12 protein-coding genes are annotated in these 17,516 nt (G+C 76.0%); 6 read left to right on the forward strand and 6 right to left on the reverse strand.

The window, feature by feature from the left end; translation table 11 throughout:
* Positions 1 to 228: 228 nt before the first annotated feature.
* The gene (locus OG242_RS16420) at positions 229 to 390 is read left to right on the forward strand and encodes a hypothetical protein (RefSeq protein ID WP_405898879.1); all 162 of its coding nucleotides are present in this window, start codon (positions 229 to 231) and stop codon (positions 388 to 390) included.
* Positions 391 to 417: 27 nt separating this feature from the next.
* Here OG242_RS16420 and OG242_RS16425 read toward each other — a convergent pair whose 3' ends face one another.
* Positions 418 to 1,137, reverse strand: a complete 720-nt coding sequence (locus OG242_RS16425; protein WP_405898880.1) for a 4'-phosphopantetheinyl transferase — start codon at positions 1,135 to 1,137, stop codon at positions 418 to 420.
* A 317-nt stretch (positions 1,138 to 1,454) separates the two neighbouring features.
* Between OG242_RS16425 and OG242_RS16430 the strand changes: the two genes are divergently transcribed.
* The 3 genes from OG242_RS16430 (at position 1,455) to OG242_RS16440 (ending at position 6,284) form a co-directional block, all read left to right on the forward strand.
* On the forward strand, positions 1,455 to 2,300 hold the full coding sequence (locus OG242_RS16430; RefSeq protein WP_405898881.1) for a metallophosphoesterase family protein: 846 nt from the start codon (positions 1,455 to 1,457) through the stop codon (positions 2,298 to 2,300).
* Between the two features lie 146 nt (positions 2,301 to 2,446).
* A complete protein-coding gene (locus tag OG242_RS16435; protein ID WP_405898882.1) occupies positions 2,447 to 5,149 on the forward strand; it encodes an AAA family ATPase in 2,703 nt (900 codons plus the stop codon).
* Positions 5,150 to 5,324: 175 nt separating this feature from the next.
* Entirely contained in the window at positions 5,325 to 6,284 is a 960-nt protein-coding gene (locus OG242_RS16440) for a polyprenyl synthetase family protein (RefSeq protein ID WP_405898883.1), read from the forward strand.
* 68 nt (positions 6,285 to 6,352) lie between these two features.
* Here OG242_RS16440 and OG242_RS16445 read toward each other — a convergent pair whose 3' ends face one another.
* Genes OG242_RS16445 through OG242_RS16460 form a run of 4 tightly spaced genes read right to left on the reverse strand, consistent with a single transcriptional unit; the run spans position 6,353 to position 13,697 of the window.
* Positions 6,353 to 8,041 carry an AMP-binding protein gene (locus OG242_RS16445; protein WP_405898884.1) on the reverse strand — a complete coding sequence of 563 codons (1,689 nt, stop codon included), beginning with the start codon at positions 8,039 to 8,041 and terminating at the stop codon, positions 6,353 to 6,355.
* A complete protein-coding gene (locus tag OG242_RS16450) occupies positions 8,038 to 10,224 on the reverse strand; it encodes an ATP-binding protein (protein ID WP_405898885.1) in 2,187 nt (728 codons plus the stop codon). The genes OG242_RS16445 and OG242_RS16450 overlap by 4 nt, the downstream gene beginning before the upstream one ends.
* On the reverse strand, positions 10,215 to 12,659 hold the full coding sequence (locus OG242_RS16455) for a BTAD domain-containing putative transcriptional regulator (protein ID WP_405898886.1): 2,445 nt from the start codon (positions 12,657 to 12,659) through the stop codon (positions 10,215 to 10,217). Before OG242_RS16455 ends, OG242_RS16450 begins: the two co-directional genes overlap by 10 nt.
* 3 nt (positions 12,660 to 12,662) lie before the next feature.
* Positions 12,663 to 13,697 (reverse strand): AfsA-related hotdog domain-containing protein, encoded by a 1,035-nt coding sequence (locus OG242_RS16460; protein ID WP_405898887.1) that lies wholly within the window; start codon positions 13,695 to 13,697, stop codon positions 12,663 to 12,665.
* Positions 13,698 to 13,908: 211 nt separating this feature from the next.
* Here OG242_RS16460 and OG242_RS16465 point away from each other — a divergent pair, with 211 nt between their 5' ends.
* Together OG242_RS16465 and OG242_RS16470 are read left to right on the forward strand one after the other, a co-directional pair.
* Entirely contained in the window at positions 13,909 to 15,249 is a 1,341-nt protein-coding gene (locus tag OG242_RS16465; protein WP_405898888.1) for an MFS transporter, read from the forward strand.
* Between the two features lie 91 nt (positions 15,250 to 15,340).
* Positions 15,341 to 16,285, forward strand: a complete 945-nt coding sequence (locus tag OG242_RS16470; RefSeq protein ID WP_405898889.1) for an AIR synthase-related protein — start codon at positions 15,341 to 15,343, stop codon at positions 16,283 to 16,285.
* A gap of 7 nt (positions 16,286 to 16,292) precedes the next feature.
* Here OG242_RS16470 and OG242_RS16475 read toward each other — a convergent pair whose 3' ends face one another.
* On the reverse strand, positions 16,293 to 17,492 hold the full coding sequence (locus OG242_RS16475) for an NAD(P)/FAD-dependent oxidoreductase (protein ID WP_405898890.1): 1,200 nt from the start codon (positions 17,490 to 17,492) through the stop codon (positions 16,293 to 16,295).
* Between the last annotated feature and the right edge of the window lie 24 nt (positions 17,493 to 17,516).

A 17,516-nucleotide genomic window follows, 5' to 3' on the forward strand; every position in this document is an offset into this window, starting at 1 on the left:
ACACGCCAGCCCCCACTGGTCGGTGTAATTGCTGCCACGTAACTTTACGCCAACGTGCAGCCCTTGGCGCGAATGATCGGTGTCCGAGATTCTTTTCCCGTCGCCGGAGAGCTCCGAAGCCGGAGGTTTCGGGTGACGCAGTAGCCGGAGGTAAGGCTCATTCGTCGACCTAGGGGAGTCGCAATGGCAAGTTATGGTAAAGAATCTTTGGTTCGCTTGACTTTGCTGATGGGTGTACTTCTGGCCGTTATCGGGGGGCAGTTCATGCTGGGGCTTTCGCACGGGACGTCCGGCCACAGCGCGGTCAGCGCGGTGAGCTCGGCGTCCGCGGACCTCGGAGCGACCGCTGGGGACCGGCCGGAGGACGACCGCTGGGGCCCCATCACCTGACCAGGGCCGCCCGCGGTTGAACGAGGCTCAGCGAATGCTCCCCGCAGCGCACATGCGGGGAGCATCGCTGTGTGCGGACCCGGCCGGTCTGCGCGCGGGCACGGCGATGGCGCTCAGCAGCACCCCGTCCCGCGCGGACCAGCGCCCGCTGAACGAGGTGGGCCCCGCCGGGGACAGCTCGGCCGGGTCCGGCAGCAGCCGGGCGGTGAACGTCTCCTGCACCGCGTCCACGCTCACCAGCGCGTCGGTGAAGTCGAGTTCCTGGCCGGTGAGCGGGAACCACGTCTTGTACACCGCCTCCTTGATGGAGAACAGCAGCCGGTCCCAGGCGACTTCCGGCACCGCCCACGCCAGCTCACGGGTCCGCCGCAGCTCCTGGGGCAGCGCGATCGACTCCAGCACGCCCGGCCGCAGCGGGGCGTTGGGCTCCGCGTCGATCCCCACGGACAGGAAGTCCTCCCTGCGGGCGAGCGCCACACCCCGGAATCCCGCGCAGTGCGTCATCGAGCCCACGACCGAGGGCGCCCACTGCGGCACCCCGCGCCTGCCCGGCAGCACGGCGGCCGGTGCCACCCCGAGCGCCCCCATCGCCCGCCGGGCGCACCACCGCACGGTGGCGAACTCGAGGCGGCGCTTCGGGACGGCGTTGCTGATCAGGGACTCCTCCTCCGGGAAGAGGAACACACCGGCCGGGTCGGCGGTGGCCTCGGCGGTGGCGACGGTCGAAGGCAGGAGCTCGGTGAGCACGGCAGTCCTTCAGGTCGGGGCGTCGGGTGGACGCTTCCCACGCTCCCGCCGCCGCCCCGCACCGGCCAGCGAAGCGGCCCCCGGCCGGGCGGACCGGCCCTCTCCGGCGGCCCTTTCCTGCCAGCCCGCTGCCATCCGGCCGGGCCGGCCGGCTCCGCCCGCTGCCGGGCTGTCACCGCGCGGCACGGCCCTTGCCATGCCCCTGCTACGGCCGGGCGGATCACCCGGCCGCTCGGCCGCACACCTCGGTAACACGCCGTCAACTGAGGGGTCGAAGAGGGGTGTTCGCCACCGGGCCGATCGTCCAGCCTGGGTGAATGGCGCACGGAAACCTCATGGGCATCAGCGACCTCCATGTCGCATTCCCGGAGAACCGCCGGATCGTCGAGGAGCTGTATCCCGACAGCCCCGCCGACTGGCTCATCGTCGCCGGTGACGTCGGCGAGTCACCCGACGATCTGAGCTGGGTGCTCGATTTGCTCACCCGACGCTATGCCGCCGTCATCTGGGCGCCCGGAAACCACGATCTGTGGACCCTTCGCGATGATCCTGTGTCGTTGCGTGGAGACGCTCGGTACCGGCGATTGGTCGAAATCTGCCGCTCGTACGGAGTGCACACCCCGGAGGACCCGTACCCGGTCTGGTCCGGACCGGGCGGCCCGCTGGTCGTGGCCCCCCTCTTCCTGCTGTACGACTACACCTTCCGCACGCCCACCGCCACCACCCGGGAACAGGCGCTGGAGCAGGCGTACGAGGCGGGCGTGGTGTGCACCGACGAGTTCATGCTGCACCCCGACCCCTACCCCTCGCGCGAGGCCTGGTGCCGGGCCAGGGTCGCCGCCACCGAACAGCGCCTGGCCGCCTGCGACCCCGAGCTGCGCACCGTGCTGGTCAACCATTTCCCGCTGGTCCGTACGCCCACCCGCATCCTGCGCCACCCCGAGTTCGCCCAGTGGTGCGGCACCGAGCTGACGGCCGACTGGCACACGCGCTTCCGCGCCGCCGCCGTCGTGTACGGGCACCTCCACATCCCGCGCACCACGTGGTACGACGGCGTGCGCTTCGAGGAGGTCTCCGTCGGCTACCCGAGGGAGCGGCGGCAGCGGGGGCAGGCAGGGGTGGCGCCCCGGCGCATCTTTCCGGCCGTCCCCGGGGATAGCTGACTGGCAGGTTCCGGCCACCGTGAACGCGCCGCACGCGCCCCTATGCTGAAGCTCGATTGCTTCTCAAGCGCCGCTCGATCGGTCCTGATTCCGGTTCGCATTCCCGTATCTTTACCGAGAGCCGGAACATGGGCATGGGGGATCTCATGGTGTTGTTCCGTCGCGCCGAAGAACTGTCTCTTCTGGAAAGGCTCATCGAAGGCTGTGCCGAAGGGAATTCCGGACTGCTCCTCATCGAAGGGGCGGTCGGATGTGGAAAAAGCGAATTCCTGGAGACCGTTGCCGGAAATTCCGAGAAACACGGCGCCCTGGTGCTGCGCGGAATGGCCACCGCAGACGAGCGGCGCCATCCGCTCGGCGTACTGCGCCAGCTGACCGCCGACGCCCCGCCCGGCACCCTCCCGCCCCTGCCCCCGTCGCCCGCCGAGGCCGGCCGGGTCGGCGCCATGCGGCAGTTCGCCTCGGCCGTACGCGAGCTGAGCGCCACCGCGCCCGTGGTGATCTGCGTGGACGACCTGCACCACGTCGACGAGCTCTCCGGCCGCTACCTGCTCCAGCTCGCCCGGGGCACCCGCGAGGCCAAGGTGCTCCTCGCCCTCACCGAGTCCGTCCACGAGCACGGCGACGACCCGCTGCTGCGCACCGAGCTGCTGAGGCTGCCGCACTTCTCGCGCCTGCGCCTCGAACGCTTCACGCCCGACGCGGTCCGCGCCATGCTCCCCGACCGCACCGACGCCGAGGCGGCCCGGCTGCACCGGGCGAGCGGAGGCAACCCGCTGCTGCTGCGCGCCCTGCTCCAAGACCCCGGCACCCGTCCCGGCGAGGCCTACGCCCAGGCCGTCCTGGCCTGCCTGCACCGCTGCGGGCCCGCCACCACCGCGCTGACCGAGGCCATCGCCGTACTCGACCCCCTGGTGACCGTCCCGTACGTCGCCCGCCTCGCCGGCGCCACCGAACCCGCCGCCGCCCGCGCGCTCTCCGCCCTGGAGGACGCGGGGCTGCTGACCCGGGAGCGCGGCTTCTGCCACCCGGCCGCCCGGGCCGCCGTGCTCGACCGGACGGAGCCGGACGCCCGCCGCGCCCTGCACCGGGAGGCCGCCCTGCTGGCCCGTACCGCAGGCGCCCCCGACACCGTCGTCGCCGCACAGCTGCTCGCTGCCCGCCACACCGGCGAGGACTGGGCGCTGCCCGTGCTGCGGGCCGCCGCCGACCACCACGCCGCCGACGCCGAGCCGGACAGGGCGACCGACCTGCTCGCGCTCGCCCGTGAGGCATGCCCGGACGACACCGTGCGTGCCGAGCTGGGCGTCCGGCTCGCCGTGGTCACCGGGCGCACCGACCCGGCCGGCGCCGAACGCCACCTCGCCGAACCCCTGGCCGCCCTCGGCGCCGGACGGCTGGACGCCCGCGCGCTGGGCCCGCTCGCCCGGGTACTGGCCGCGCAGGGCCGCATCGACGAGTCGACGGAGGTGCTGGAACGGCTCGCCGCCGGTGAGGGCCGCCACCCCGGCGCCGAGCGCAGACACGGCGACATCCCCGGCGACGACCCGCTCGACGGGCTCTCCGCCTTCCCGCAGTGGGGCGCCGCCGGACGCCGTTCGGCGGGAGCGCCCGGACACCACCTCGGCCGCGTCGCCCGGGGCGCCGTTCACCCGGCCGCCCTGTGGGCGCTGCCCGCCGAGGCGGACGAGGTGGCAGCCGCTCAGGCCGCCGAACTCTTCCTGCGCGGGGCCACGCTGGCCGAGGGCATGGTCGAGCCGGCCGTCCAGGCCCTGCGTACCCTGCTCTTCCTGGACGGCGCGGAGCGCGCGGTGCCGTGGTGCGAGACGTTCGCCGGGCAGGCGGCGGAGCGCGGCGCGACCGGCTGGCAGGCCGTCTTCGCCGGGCTCCTCGCCGAGGCCCGGCTGCGCCTCGGCGACCTGAGCGGCGCGGCGGAGACGGCCGAGGACGCCCTGCGCGTGGTGCCCGCCCGGGGCGGCGGCGTCCAGCTGTGCGGGCTGATGGCGACGCTGGTGCGGGCCCGGACCGCCATGGGGCAGCCCGAGGCGGCGGCCGCCGTGCTCAGCCGGCCCGTCCCCGAGCGGCTGACCGGCAGCGTCCACGGCCTGGCCTACCTCCGGGCCCGGGGGCACTACGCGCTGGCGACCAGCCGGTTCCACGCGGCGCTCGGCGACTTCCTGGACATCGGCCGCCACATGAAGCGCTGGGGCCTGGACCGGCCGAGGGTCCTGCCGTGGCGGGCCGACGCGGCGGAGGCGCTGCTCCGGCTCGGCGAGACCCAGCAGGCCGACCGCTTCCTGGCCGACCAGCTGACCACCCGGGACGCGGGCGACCCCTGGGTGCGCGGGATGACGCTGCGCCTGCGGGCCTCGCTGCGGGAGCCGAAGGAGCGGCAGGCGATGCTCACCAAGGCCGTGGACGACCTGCACCGCTCCGGCGACACCTACGAACTGGCCCGTGCCATGAGCGACTTCGGCCAGGTGCTGCGCGTCCTGGGCGAGCCGGCCCGCGCCGCCATGGTCAACCGGCGGGCCTGGCACGTGGCGAAGGAGTGCGGGGCGCAGGCCCTGTGCGTGAAGATCCTGCCCGGCCACACCGGCGAGGCCCCGCAGGCGGCTTCCGCGGCCGATGCCCCGCACGCCGACCTGGTGGCGAGCCTCAGCGAGTCGGAGAAGCGGGTCGCCCTGCTGGCCGTGCACGGCCACACCAACCGGGAGATCGCCCAGAAGCTGTACATCACCGTGAGCACGGTGGAGCAGCACCTCACCCGCGTCTACCGCAAGCTGGAGATCCCCGGCCGCCAGGCCCTCCCCGTCGACTTCCACCTGGGGGTCGCCGAGTTCATCTGACGGCATGGCAAGGTCATGGCAGCCCGGTGCCCGGGCCCGGCCGGCCATGGCAGACAACTGTTGTGCCCCGCCCCGCATTCAGTGGTCCATACCCCTGAACGTGAGACGGAGTGGTTCACCGGTGGCGCCGCCTGGAAGGTCGGTCATGAGGCCGTAGCCCACCAGGGAGGGCACCATGACCACCACACCGACGCAACGGCAGCCGGGAAGCGCGGCGAGCCCCGGACAGCTGCGCGACGCCATGCTCGACCGGGTCGAGGAGCGGCTCGCCCGCCTCCTCGCCGACGAGACCCGGAGCCGGCGCACGGCCGATCCGCGCAGCGCGGTCCTGGTGGCGGGTGTGGCCGAGCTGGTCCAGGCCGGGGCCGAGCGGGCCCATCCGGTCATCTGCCTCACCGGCTACCTCGCGGCCGGCGGCGACCCGGCAGGCGAGGACGCGGTGTCCGCGTGCGCAGCGCTCGAACTCCTCGACACCTGCCTGATGATCCGGGACGACGTCCGCAAGAACGCGACCCTGCGCCGGGGCATCCCCACCCTGCACATCAGCCACGCCGCCGAGCACGAACGCAACGGCTGGCGCGGTGAGTCCCGCCGCTTCGGCGAGGACACCGCCGTCCTCGCGGGCGACCTCGCGACGGCGTACGGGGACCGCATCGCCGCCCGTCTCCCGCTGCCGGCCCGGGAGCTGTGGGACGCCCTGCGCACGGAACGCACCATCGGCGCGCACGCGGAGGCCGCCGCGGCGACGGAGTACCTCGACGACGCCTGGCCCGGCCAGTGCCTCGACGGCTGCGGTGCCGGCTGCGGAGCCGGCTGGTACGGGCTGCGCCACGCCCTGCTGATCGGCGCCGCGCTCGCGGGCCGCGACGACCTGCGCGAACCGTACGAGGAGTACGCGCGCGCCCTGCACGCGGCCTGGCGGATCCGCGGATTCCTGCGCGGCGGCCCGGGGTTCGACGGCGACGCCCAGTTCCTGCGGGACGTCTTCTTCGACGCGCAGGCCCGGGAGAAGGCGGAGGAGACGATCGCGGGCCTCCTGGTCCGCGCCGACGAGGTGGCGTCGGCCGCCCCCGTCTCCCCGCGCTGGCGCACGGAACTGAAGGCGTTCGCCCGCCGGGTGGCGGGCTGCGAGTGACGCTGGGCACGGCTGTACGGGAGTGACGGACGCCCCCGCGAGCGCCCGGTCGTACGGGCATGTGCCCCCTACACCGGCGCCGGCCGGGGGCTCCCCGGCCGCCCCCGTAGCAGCCACGCGCGCAGCGCCGCCCGGCGCAGGCGGCCCTCCTCGTCGCGGGGCAGCGCGCCCACGACCTCCAGGCGCGTCGGGAGGAACGCCTCGGCGATCCCGTGCGCGGTGAGGTGTTCGCGCAGTTCGGCCGGGCCGGGCGGCCGGTCCCACGCGACCGGGACCACCACCGCGCACGGCAGCTCGCCGTGTTCCGGGTCGGTGTAGGCGACCACCGCCGCCTCGCCCACCCGCGGGTGGGTCAGCAGGGCCTCCTCCACCTCCGCGACCGGCACCATGAAGATCGCCCCGGTCCTGGTGCCGGCCCGGGCCCGGACCCGGATGCCGCCCCCGGCGTCCGTCGTCGCGAGGTCGCCGGTGTCCAGCCAGCCGTCGCCGTCCTCCCAGGTCGAGACGGGCACCGCCGCCCCGTGCCGCCAGGTCGCCAGGGCCACCGAAGGCCCGCGCACCCGGAGCGGGGCGGGGCCCGTGCCGTCCGCGGCCGGCACCTCCAGGCCCCGCAGCAGCCGTGACTCGCCGGCCGCCGCAGACAGCGCGCCCATGCCCAGCTCGGGCGCCCCCCACGCGGACAGCACCGGCACCCCGAACACCTCGCGCAGCTCGGCCGCCAGCGGCTCCGGGGTGCTGGTGCGCCCGCCGGACAGGACCAGCCGCAGCCGCTCCAGGTCCCGGGGGCGCTGCCGTTGCGTGGTCAGCAGCTCCGCGAAGTACGCGGGCTCCGCGTACACCTGGTCGACGCCCGCGTACGCCATCAGGTCCAGGCACCGGCCCGGGTCCCAGACGTCCTGCCAGACGCCGGTGCCGCCGACCGCGAGCGGCCAGCACACGGTGTAGAGCAGCGAGGCCAGCGAGGTCAGCGGGAGGGTGGACAGGAAGACCTCGCCGGGCCGCCGCCCCGGGCCCTCGGGGAGGTGCTGGGCCGAGATGTTGGCGTACAGCGTGTCGGGCGAGTGCACCACCGAGGTGTACGCGTCACGCAGCCCCATCACGCTGATCAGCAGCGCCGGCCGGTCCGCGCGCCCCGGCAGCGGTGCGAGCCGCCGTCCCGCCCCGGTCCGCTCGTGCGGGGTGCGGACGAAGTGCGCCGTGAAGTCGACGGCCCCGGTCGCCGCCGCGTCCCCCACCACCACGCGGTGCCGCAGCCACGGCAGGCCCGGCGCGAGATCGGCCAGGGCCTCGGCGTGCGGGAAGCCCTCCCAGGCGTCCGGGACCACGCAGACCCGGGCCCGGGTGCCGTCCAGGATGTGCCGCAGCCCGTGGGCCCGTACGGTCGGCAGCACGGGCACCGCGACCGCCCCGGCCCGCCAGCAGGCCAGGGTGAGGGCGGCCGTCTCCCACCGGTTCGGCAGCTGGTAGGCGACCGGGTCGCCCGGCGCGACCCCGAGCGAGGCCAGGGCCGCCGCGAACCGGTCGACGTACAGAGCGAGTTGTCCGTAGGTGACGGTGACCCGGCGTTCGCCCTCCGGCCGCAGCATCCGCTCCGCGACGATCGCGGGCCGCTGCGGCGCACCGGCCGCCGTGCGGCGCAGGTCGTCCAGGAACGTCTCCTCCCGCCACCAGCCGGCCGCCCGGAACCGGCGGACGACCTCGTCGGGCGCGGTCAGCTCCAGGAGGCGGCGCTCGGCCGTGCCGGTGCCCCGGGTCATCCCCACCGCCCCACCGCCCCCGCCACCTGCACCCGCGAGGTGCACCCGAGCCGCCGCATCACCTGGCGGACGTGGTTGACGACGGTCCACTCGGAGATGTCGAGCCGGACCGCGATGTGCCGGTTGGTGAGCCCCTCCGCGACCAGGAGCGCCACCTGCGCCTGGCGCGGGGTGAGCGACCGCGCCTCGGCCGCCGCCCCGGCGACCGTGCGGCGCGACGGCGCCGGCGAGGACAGCGCCTCGGCCACCGCCGTGGGCGCGGACATCCGGACGCCCTCCGCCCAGGCGGTCGCGAAGTCGGGCCAGTCGAGCCGGGCGCCCAGCTCCGTACGGGCCCGCTCGGCCTGCGAGCGCCACTCCTGCGGGACCTCGGCACCGGTCCGCTGCCGTAGCACGTCCGCCGCCGCGAGCAGCCGGACCGCGCGCGGGCGCTGCGCGGGCTGCGACCGGAGCAGCAGCAGCGCGAACTCCTCCAGCAGACCGGGGAGTTCCGTGCGCTCGTCGATCGCCTCGTACAGCCGCAGCGCCTCCCGCAGCGCGGTCTCGGCCGGCTCCGGCTCGTCGCCCTCCAGGTCCAGTGCGGCCAGCGCCCGCAGCGCGCCGGCGAGCCCCCGTCCGTCGCGGCTGCGGCGGAACGTCTCCTCGGCCCTGACCAGCATGTCCCGCGCCTTGCGCCGGTCGCCCTCGGCGTGCAGGGCGGCGGCGAGCGAGACCGCCGCCTCGGCGGTGCCCCCGGTGACGCCCATCGTGGACAGCGCGCTGTGCGCGGTGACCAGCACGCTGTGGGCCGCCGCCGCGTCGCCGGACCTGAGGAGGGCGGTGCCGAGCCGGAGCGAGGCGAGGGCGTTCTGCCGCCGGTCGCCCACGCCCTTGCCGAGGGCGAGGGCGTGCCGGTGGCGGCGCACGGCCTCCTGCGGATCGCCCAGGGCCAGCGCGAACACCCCGGACAGGTCGGCGAGCCGGGCCCGCTGCGCCTCCGGGAGCGGCCCGGCGTCGGCGACCGCGTCGCACCACTCCAGGCCCTCCCGCAGCCGCCCCTGCGCCAGCCACGGCAGATGGCAGCCGAGCACCGTCGCCGCCGTGGCCTCGCCGTCGCCCCGCTCGTGCAGGTGCCTGAGGGCGGCCAGGACGTTGGCGCTCTCGGCCGCCGCCTCCCGCAGCAGCCGGTCCTGTCCGGTGCCGGCGAGCCCCGGCAGCGCGGCGGCGACCAGCCGCCGGTAGCGCTCGGCGTGCGCGTCCGCCACGCCCTGAGCCGCCCGGGCGCGCGCGTGGGACCGTACGGGCTCGGGCACCGCGAGCCGCAGTTCGCCGCGCTCCTCGCCGACGACGGTGAGCAGCCCCCGGTCCATCAGGGGTTCGAGCCCCTCCTCGTCGTCGAGCCCGGCGGCGGCAAGACCGAAGCCCGGCTCGTACACCGCGAGCCGCCCCAGCAGCGCGAGGGCCGCCGGTTCCAGGCCGTGGCAGCTCCACTCGGCGAGCGCGGTGAGCGAGCGGTGCCGGGCGGGCGCGTTCACGGGCCCGCCCGCGAGCACGGTCGTACGCCCGCGCAGCCGGGCCGCCAGCAGGTGCGGGGGCAGCAGCCGCAGGCGCAGGGCGGCGAGTTCGAGCGCGAGGGGCAGTCCGCCGAGCAGGGTGCAGATCTCCGCGACGGCGGTGCTGTTCTCCAGGGTCAGCGCGAACGACGGATCGGCGTCCCGGGCCCGCCGCACGAACAACTCCACGGACGCCACGGAGTGCGGCTCCTCCCCGTCCCCGTGCCCGTCCCCGTGCCCGTCCCCGGGCACGGCCAGCGGCCCGAGCGGCAGCAGCTGCTCCCCGTACACCCCGAGCGGTTCCACGGCGGTGACCAGCACGACGACGTGCGGGTCGGCGGCCAGCGCGACGACCGCGTCGGCGGCCGGGCCCCGGGCGTCGTGGTCGCACCCGTCGAGGACCAGCAGGACGCGCCCGTCGGCGGAGAGGCCGGCGAGCGGCGGCAGCGCCCCCGCGTCCACCACCTCCACGCGCGCGAAGGCGTCCCCCAGCTCCCGTACCGTCTCCCGGGCGAGCCGGGTCTTGCCCACGCCGGCCCGCCCGGTCAGGGTCACCAGGCGTACGCCGGGGGAGAGCAGGCGCTCCCGCAGGGCGGCGGTCTCGCGGGCCCTGCCGATCAGTTCCGTGTCCGGGGCGAGCGCTACCGGCATGGTTCTCCACAGGCCGAGGACGACCGCGCGAACGGGCCGCCCTGATGAATCCGCCAGAGCCCCGGCCGGATCTCCACGGCCCCGAAACCGGCCCCCGGCGCGTCGGCGTCCGCGTCCAGGGCGCGCAGCGAGCGCCGTGCGTACATCCGCAGGCCCGGGTCGTCCAGCGCGCCCGCCAGCGTCAGGCACTCGGTGAACCAGGTCCGGGCCGCCTCCGGGCCCTCCCGGGCCAGGGCCACCAGCGCCCGCGCCCGCGTCGCCTCGTAACGGGCCCTGCTGTGTACGGGCGCGGCCAGGGCCGGTCCGAGCAGGTCCGCCGCCTCGTCGGCCGCGCCGCCGTCCAGCAGGAGTTCGGCCAGTCCCACGAGCGCCTGCCCCGCCTCCTCCTCGTCACCGCACTCCCGGGCCAGCTCCAGCGCACGCCCCAGCAGGTCACGGGCGCGCCCGAAGCGCCGGTAGCGCCAGGCGAGTTCGGCGAGGAGCCGGAGCATCCGGGCATGGGCCGGACGGTCCGCGCACCGGCGCGCCGCGTCCAGGGCCAGCGCGTAGGACGCCTCCTCGGCCACCGCGTCGGGCCGCGCGAACCCGGCGAGGCCGTCCGTCAGGCGTACGGTCAGCTCCCACAGCCCCGCGTCGTACGCGGTCCGGGCCAGCCGGGCGAGCGCCGGTGCGTCCGGGGCCGTCGCGCGCCGGGGCCCCGCCGTCCCCGGCAGGTACGCCAGGCACACGCGCCGCACGGCGGCCCGGACGGCCCCGGGGGCCTCCTCGGCGGCCAGCCGTTCGACGGCGAGGAGCCGCAGCAGCTCGGGCAGCCGCCACGCTTCCCGGTCGGCCTCCACCAGCCGGTCGTCGGCCAGCCCTTCGAGCGCGGCGAGCGCCCGGGCCGCGGTGAGGTCGAGCGCGGCGGCGGCCCGGGCGGCGTCGAAGGGGCCCGGCGGCAGCAGGGACAGCAGCCGGAACTGCCGGCGCCGCCCCTCGTCGCAGTCCTCGTACGCGGTCAGCAGCCGGGCCCGGACGTCCATGTCGCCGGTGCGCAGCGCGTCGAGCCGGCCGTCCTCCGCGTGCAGCCGGTCGACGAGCGTGGCGGGCGTCCAGTGCGGCCGGGCGGTGAGCTGCGCGGCGGCGGCGCGTACGGCGAGCGGCAGCCGCCCGCACAGCTCGGCGACGGTCCCGGCCTGCTCGACGGAGACCCGGCGCCCGTCGGGACCGTCCAGCAGCCGCACCAGCTGCCGGGTCTCCTCCGGGCGCCACGGTCCGAGGAGCACGGTCCGCAGCCCCGGCAGCCCGGCCGGCACGCGGCGGGCGGTGAGCAGCAGGGTGTGGCCGAGCGGCAGCAGCGGCCGTACCTCGGCCTCCGAGGTCACCCCGTCCACGACCAGCAGCGACCCGTGCGCGGGGGCGGGGCGCGGCGGGGGTCCGCCGTCGCGCAGGTCCAGCAGGCGCAGCCCCCCGGGGAAGGCACCGGCGGCCCGGTGCGCGGCCTCGACCGCCAGGGCCGTCTTCCCGGCGCCGGGCATCCCGGTCACGGCGATGACGTCACCTGCGGAAGCCGAGAGCAACAGGCGTTCCAGCGCGCCGAGTTCCTCCGTACGTCCCACGAACGACGGGTCGGGCCCGGGCAGCGGGGTGTCACCGCCGACCGCGCCGACGGGCACCGGACGCGGGCCCGGTCCGGGGCGGGCCAGGTCCGGGTCGCCCGCCAGGATGAGCTGCTGGAGCCGGCGGGACCGGGGCCCCGGTTCGATGCCCAGCTCGTCGACCAGGGTCCGGCGCAGCCGCGTGAAGACCCGCAGGGCCTCGGCCTGCCGCCCGCACCGGTAGAGGGCGACCATCAGATGCGCGTGGAACTCCTCGCGCAGCGGGTACTCCGCCGCCAGCTCGTGGAGCTCGGGGACGAGTTCGCGGTGCATGCCGAGGTGGAGCTCGGCCCGGACGCGCTCGTCGAGCGCCGTGGTGCGGGCCTCGTCCATGCGGACGGCGGCGCCCTCCAGCAGGGGCCCGTGCGGGATGTCCGAGAGCAGCGGCCCGCGCCACAGGGCGAGGGCGCGGCGCTGGAGGTCGGCGGCGGCGGCGAAGTCGCCCTCGTTCAGGGCCTGGTGGCCGCGCCGGGCCAGGCCGAGGAAGGCCGTGCTGTCCAGCTCGTCGGGGGCGACCCGCGCGAGGTAGCCGGGGCGGCGGGTGAGCAGCGTCTCCCGGTCGTGGGACGGGTCGGCGGTGCGCAGGGCCTTGCGCAGGTGGGACACGTACACCTGGAGGGTGGTGGCGGCGGTACGCGGCGGGGACTGGGGCCACAGCTCGTCGATGAGGCCGTCCACCGACACGACCTCGTTCGCGCGCACCAGCAGGGTTCCGAGGACACCCCGCAGCTTGGCGGCCGCCGGCGCACCGCCGCTGACCTCCAGGGGGCCCAGGATGCCGAAACGCACCGCGCTCATGGGTCAGTAGTCCTGGACCACGCAGGTGCGGGCCTCGGCGACCGCCCACCGCTGCTGCGTCAGCGTCAGGGTCACCGGCACCGATGGCCGCCCCTCGGCGTCCCGGTCCAGCGGGCCCGCCACGGCCACGCAGCGCAGCGGCAGCGCGCGCTCCGCCTGCCCCCGGAAGTGCACCTGGCAGGCGCCCAGGGTGCTGCGCTCCGGGTCCAGGCCGTGTGCGCGGCCGGCGGTGAGCAGCGAGCTCTGGCGCAGCGCCTCCAGCAGGTGCAGCCCGGAGAACTGCTCCTCCTGGCGCCCGTCCGTGACGTCGAAGACCGGGCTGACCGGTGCGGACAGCACCCAGGTGCTGATCCGGCCGCGCGAGGCGTCCACCGGTTCGCTGATCACCACGTTCTCCCCGGACGACCGGCCGACCTCGGCCCCGCCGGCCGGGCGCGGCGGGGTGTCCGGGGCGTCGTGCAGCTCGGGCACGGCCCGCATCGCCTGCCGGGCGTGCGCGACGTGCTTGCGGTACAGCTTCGGCATCAGGAAGACCATCCCGGCCGCCCCGACACCGCACGGCCGCCCGTCGATCCGTACGTCCAGGTGGAAGTCGAGCCCGCGCGGCACCTCGGCGACCACGTTGGCGGGCCTGGCCCTGATCTGCGTCTCCATGACCACGCCCCGGCCGCCGGCCGGTTCCGTACGCCAGGCGGACAGGTCGGTGAGGTCGAGGGAGAAGCGGTAGAAGAGGCCGGGACGGTTCTCGGGCACACCGAAGTAGCGGTGGCCGACGAGTTCGCCGACGTCCCGCACACCGGCGGTGGCTATCTGGAGGTCGTGGAAGCGTCCGGGGCCGTCGTTGAAGAGCGGGTGGGACACGGGGGTGTCGCCGACGAGGGTGAAGTGCTCCTCACCCAGACTCGGCGCGTCCAGGCCGTAGTACGACCGGGCGGCCGGGCGGTGGATCAGGTGCTGGGCGACCCCCGCGCTCCCCGCAGCCGCTGTCGCAAGTCCGTGGATGGCGGGGGCCGAGGCCGTGCGGTTGTCGACTGTCATGTCCCTCCCCTTCTCTCAGCACATGGTGGAGCCCCTGACAAGACCCGGCCACCCGTCGCCGCTGTCCACAAAATGCATGGCAGGAAGGTGCGTTCGCGGATCGGCGGCGCTTAAGCGGCGCCCATGGACGGGGCGCGATGCTGTGCCCCGACAGCCCCGCCGGGGGACATCCCCCGCGCCCCCGGCGGGGCTTTCCGAGGGAGGCACCGCGATGGCCATCACCGACACCGGCGGCGACCGTACCGCCCCGCCCGCACCGGCGCGCCCCGGCGGACCGGGCCGCCGCGTGCGGTTCGGCTACGCCTCGGGCTCGCTCGTCACGGGCACGTTCACCACGCTCCCGGGGCTCCTCCTGCTCCCGTACCTCACCGACACGCTCGGTGTCGGCGCCGCGCTGGCCGGGGCGGTCGTCTTCCTGCCGAAGGCGTGGGACGTCGTCCTCAACCCGTTCGTCGGCCGCGCCAGCGACCGCACGCGCACCCGCTGGGGCTCCCGCCGCCCGTACGTGCTGTGGGGCGGCCTCGTCATGGCCCTGGGCTTCGCCCTGACCTTCGCGGGCCCACTGCCCGGTGCGGCCGGCGCCTGGTTCACCGCCGCCGGCTACCTGCTCACCGCGACCGCCTTCGCCTTCTTCCAGGTCCCGTACGTCGCCATGCCCGCGGAACTCGCGGACCGCGAGGAGGACCGGATGCGCCTGGTGGCGGGCCGGGTCGCGGTGATCGGCGTGGCGGCCCTGGTGACGGGCGCCGCGGCACCCGCCCTGGTGGACGCGGGCGGCGGCGGCCTGGCGGGCCACCGGTACGCGGGGGCGTTCGGCGCGGTGGTGGTGGCGCTGGGGGCGGTGTGGGTGTTCGCGGGCACCCGTACGGCAGGCAGGACACCCCGCGTCGCGGCCGACGGCCCCACCCTCCGCGAGCAGTTCGCCGCCGCCCGGGCCAACCCGCCCTTCATGGCGCTGCTGCGCTGCGTGGTCCTCCAGTCCGTCGCCACCGGCGTCCTCCTCGCGGGCGCCCCGTACTTCGCCGACCACGTACTGCGCGACTCCTCCGGGGTCGGCCCGCTGGTGGCCGCGTTCGTCGCGCCGAACCTGCTGACGATGCCGCTGTGGTCCCGGCTGCGCGGCCCGCGCGGATACGCCCTGGCCTCCACGCTGTTCGTCGCGGGCTGCCTGCTCTTCCTCGCCTCCCCGGTGCTGCCGCAGGGCGCGGTCCTGGTCACGATGGCCCTCGCCGGCACCGGCCACGCGGGCCAGCTGCTCTTCCTGTACGCGATGCTGCCGGACTGCGTCGCGCGGGACACGACCCGGACCGGCCGCCGCCAAGGGGGCGTGCTCTCCGGGGTGTTCACGACGGCGGAGGGCCTGGGCGTGGCCGTCGGCCCGTTCCTCTACGGCCTGGTCCTCCAGCTCACCGGCTACGTCTCCTCCGGCACCGGTGACGCCGTCGCCCAGTCCCTCACGGCCCGCATCGGCATCCTGGCCGGCTTCGGTGCCCTCCCCGCCCTGGCCGCCGTCGCGGCGGTCCTGCTGCTGCGCGCGTACGACCGCCCCTAACCACTCCCCCTAGCCCACAACACGGGTAGGCGCGCCCGCACCCCCGCAGCATGATGGGCACGGTCGTGACGCGCGCATCGGGGGGGGTTCCGTGACGTACACGCGAGACCGGTACACCACGCAGGTCGGCTTCGGCCCGGAGGTGCGCGACCTGATCACCCGGGCCCTGGCGCCCCGGGAGCCCGACCTCGTCGTCCGGGCGGGGACCTACGTCGTCGACCCGCCGTTCTTCGGCAACGGGGACATCGGCCGGGTCGCCGTTTGCGGTGCCGTCAACGACCTCGCGGCCACCGGGGCCGACCCCCGCCACCTGGCCCTCGGCATCGTGCTGGAGGCCGGGCTCCCGCTGGACCTGGTCCACCGGCTCACCGAGTCGATCCGGGACGCCGCCGCCGAGGCCGGGGTCACCGTCGCCGCCGTGGACACCCAGGTCGTCCGCGCCGGCGAGGCCGACCGGGTCTACGTCACCGCCACCGCGTTCGGCGAACGCCGGGGGCCCGCGCTGGCCCCGGACCTCGTCCGCCCCGGCGACCGGATCGTGGTGACGGGCCCGCTCGGCGACCACGCGGCCCACCTGGTCTCCCTGCGCGACGGCCTCGGCTACGAGCACCACGTGCCCAGCGACTGCGCCCCCCTCACGGGCCTCCTGCGCGAGGTCCGCGACGGCCTCCACCACGCCCGCCCCGTCGGAGCCGGCGGCCTCGCGGAGACCCTGCGCCTGACCGCCGCCGCCCGCCGGCTGACCCTGCGCGTCGACGAGTCCGCGCTGCCCGTCAGCTATGAGGCCCGGGTCGCCCTGGCCACCCGGGGCCTGGCACCGCTGGACGCGGCGTGCGCGGGCCGCCTGTGCCTGTTCGTCCCGGCGGACCGCACGGACTCCGTGCTCGCCGCACTGCGTGCCCGCCCCGAGGGCCGGCACGCAGCCGTGGTCGGCGAGGTGACGGCGGATCCGACGGGCGACGTCGAGTACGTCACCCCGGCCGGCCCCGCCGCCCGGACACCGAGCGCGGGGCCGCTCCCGGAACGCCTCCTCTGACGCCCGGTCACCGCTGCTCGGCCACCACCCGTGCCGCCCCGGGCCGTTCCGCCGCGACCGGCCGGCGCCGGACCGGCATGCCCATGGTCGGGTTGGCGACGCCCCACGCCGCGCCCTTGCAGACCAGCTCCTTGTAGAGCGCGGCGACCCGCCCCCGCAGCGCCGCCCGGACCGCGCGGTCGTCGGCGGTGACGTACTGGATCAGGCCGTCCTTGCGGCCCAGTGAGACGCACTGGTTGAAGTAACGCAGCGGTGTGGACGGGACCTTGGCGCCGGTGAGGCGGGCCGCGATGGCGTCGGCCGCCTGCCACGCGGTGGGGACGCCCGAGGCGCAGGACATCCGCAGCGGCTTGCCGCCGGGGCCCGCGACGAGGGCCGCGTCCCCGATCGCGTACACGTCGGGGTGGGAGACCGAGCGCATGGTCGCGTCGACGACGACCTGGCCGGTGTCCGAGGTCTCCAGCGCGGTGGCCGCCGCGAGCGGGTGGACCGCGAAGCCCGCCGTCCAGACGGTGACGGCCGCCGGGAGCGAGGTGCCGTCGGCCGTGGTGACGTGACCCGCCCCGACCTCTGCGACGGCCGCGTTCTCGTGGACCGTGATCCCGAGCCGGCCGAAGACCTTGCGGACGTGGGCGCGGCCGTTGGGCGAGAGCCAGTCGCCCAGTTCACCGCGTGCGGCGAGGGCGATGTCGAGGTCCGGGCGGGCCTCCGCGAACTCGGTCGCGGCCTCCAGGCCGGTCAGCCCGCCGCCGACGACGAGCACGGACTGCCCGGGCACGAGGGCGGCCAGCCGGTCGCGGAGCCGGAGCGCGCCGGGGCGGCTCGCGATCTCGTGGGCGTGCTCGGCGGCCCCGGGCACATCGTGGGTGTTCCAGGCGCTGCCCAGGGCGTAGACGAGGCTGTCGTACGCCAGCTCCTCCTCCCCGTCCGCGTCCCGCACGGTGACGGCCTTGCGGTCGACGTCCACGGCGGTGACCCGGCCCACCTTCAGCTCGACACCGGTACCGGCGAACATCTCGGAGAAGGGGCGGGGCCTGAGGTCCTGGCCCGCCGCGAGCTGGTGCATGCGGACGCGCTCGACGAAGTCGGGCTCCGCGTTGACGAGGGTGACGCCGACGTCCTCGCGGCGCAGCCGCCTGGCGACGCGGCCCGCCGCGATCGCTCCGGCGTATCCGGCTCCGAGGACGATGATGCGGTGCTGCTGCATGTGCCTGCTCCTGTCTCGCGCGGG

It is taken from the genome of Streptomyces sp. NBC_00727 (assembly GCF_045161745.1).
Taxonomy (GTDB): Bacteria; Actinomycetota; Actinomycetes; order Streptomycetales; family Streptomycetaceae; genus Streptomyces.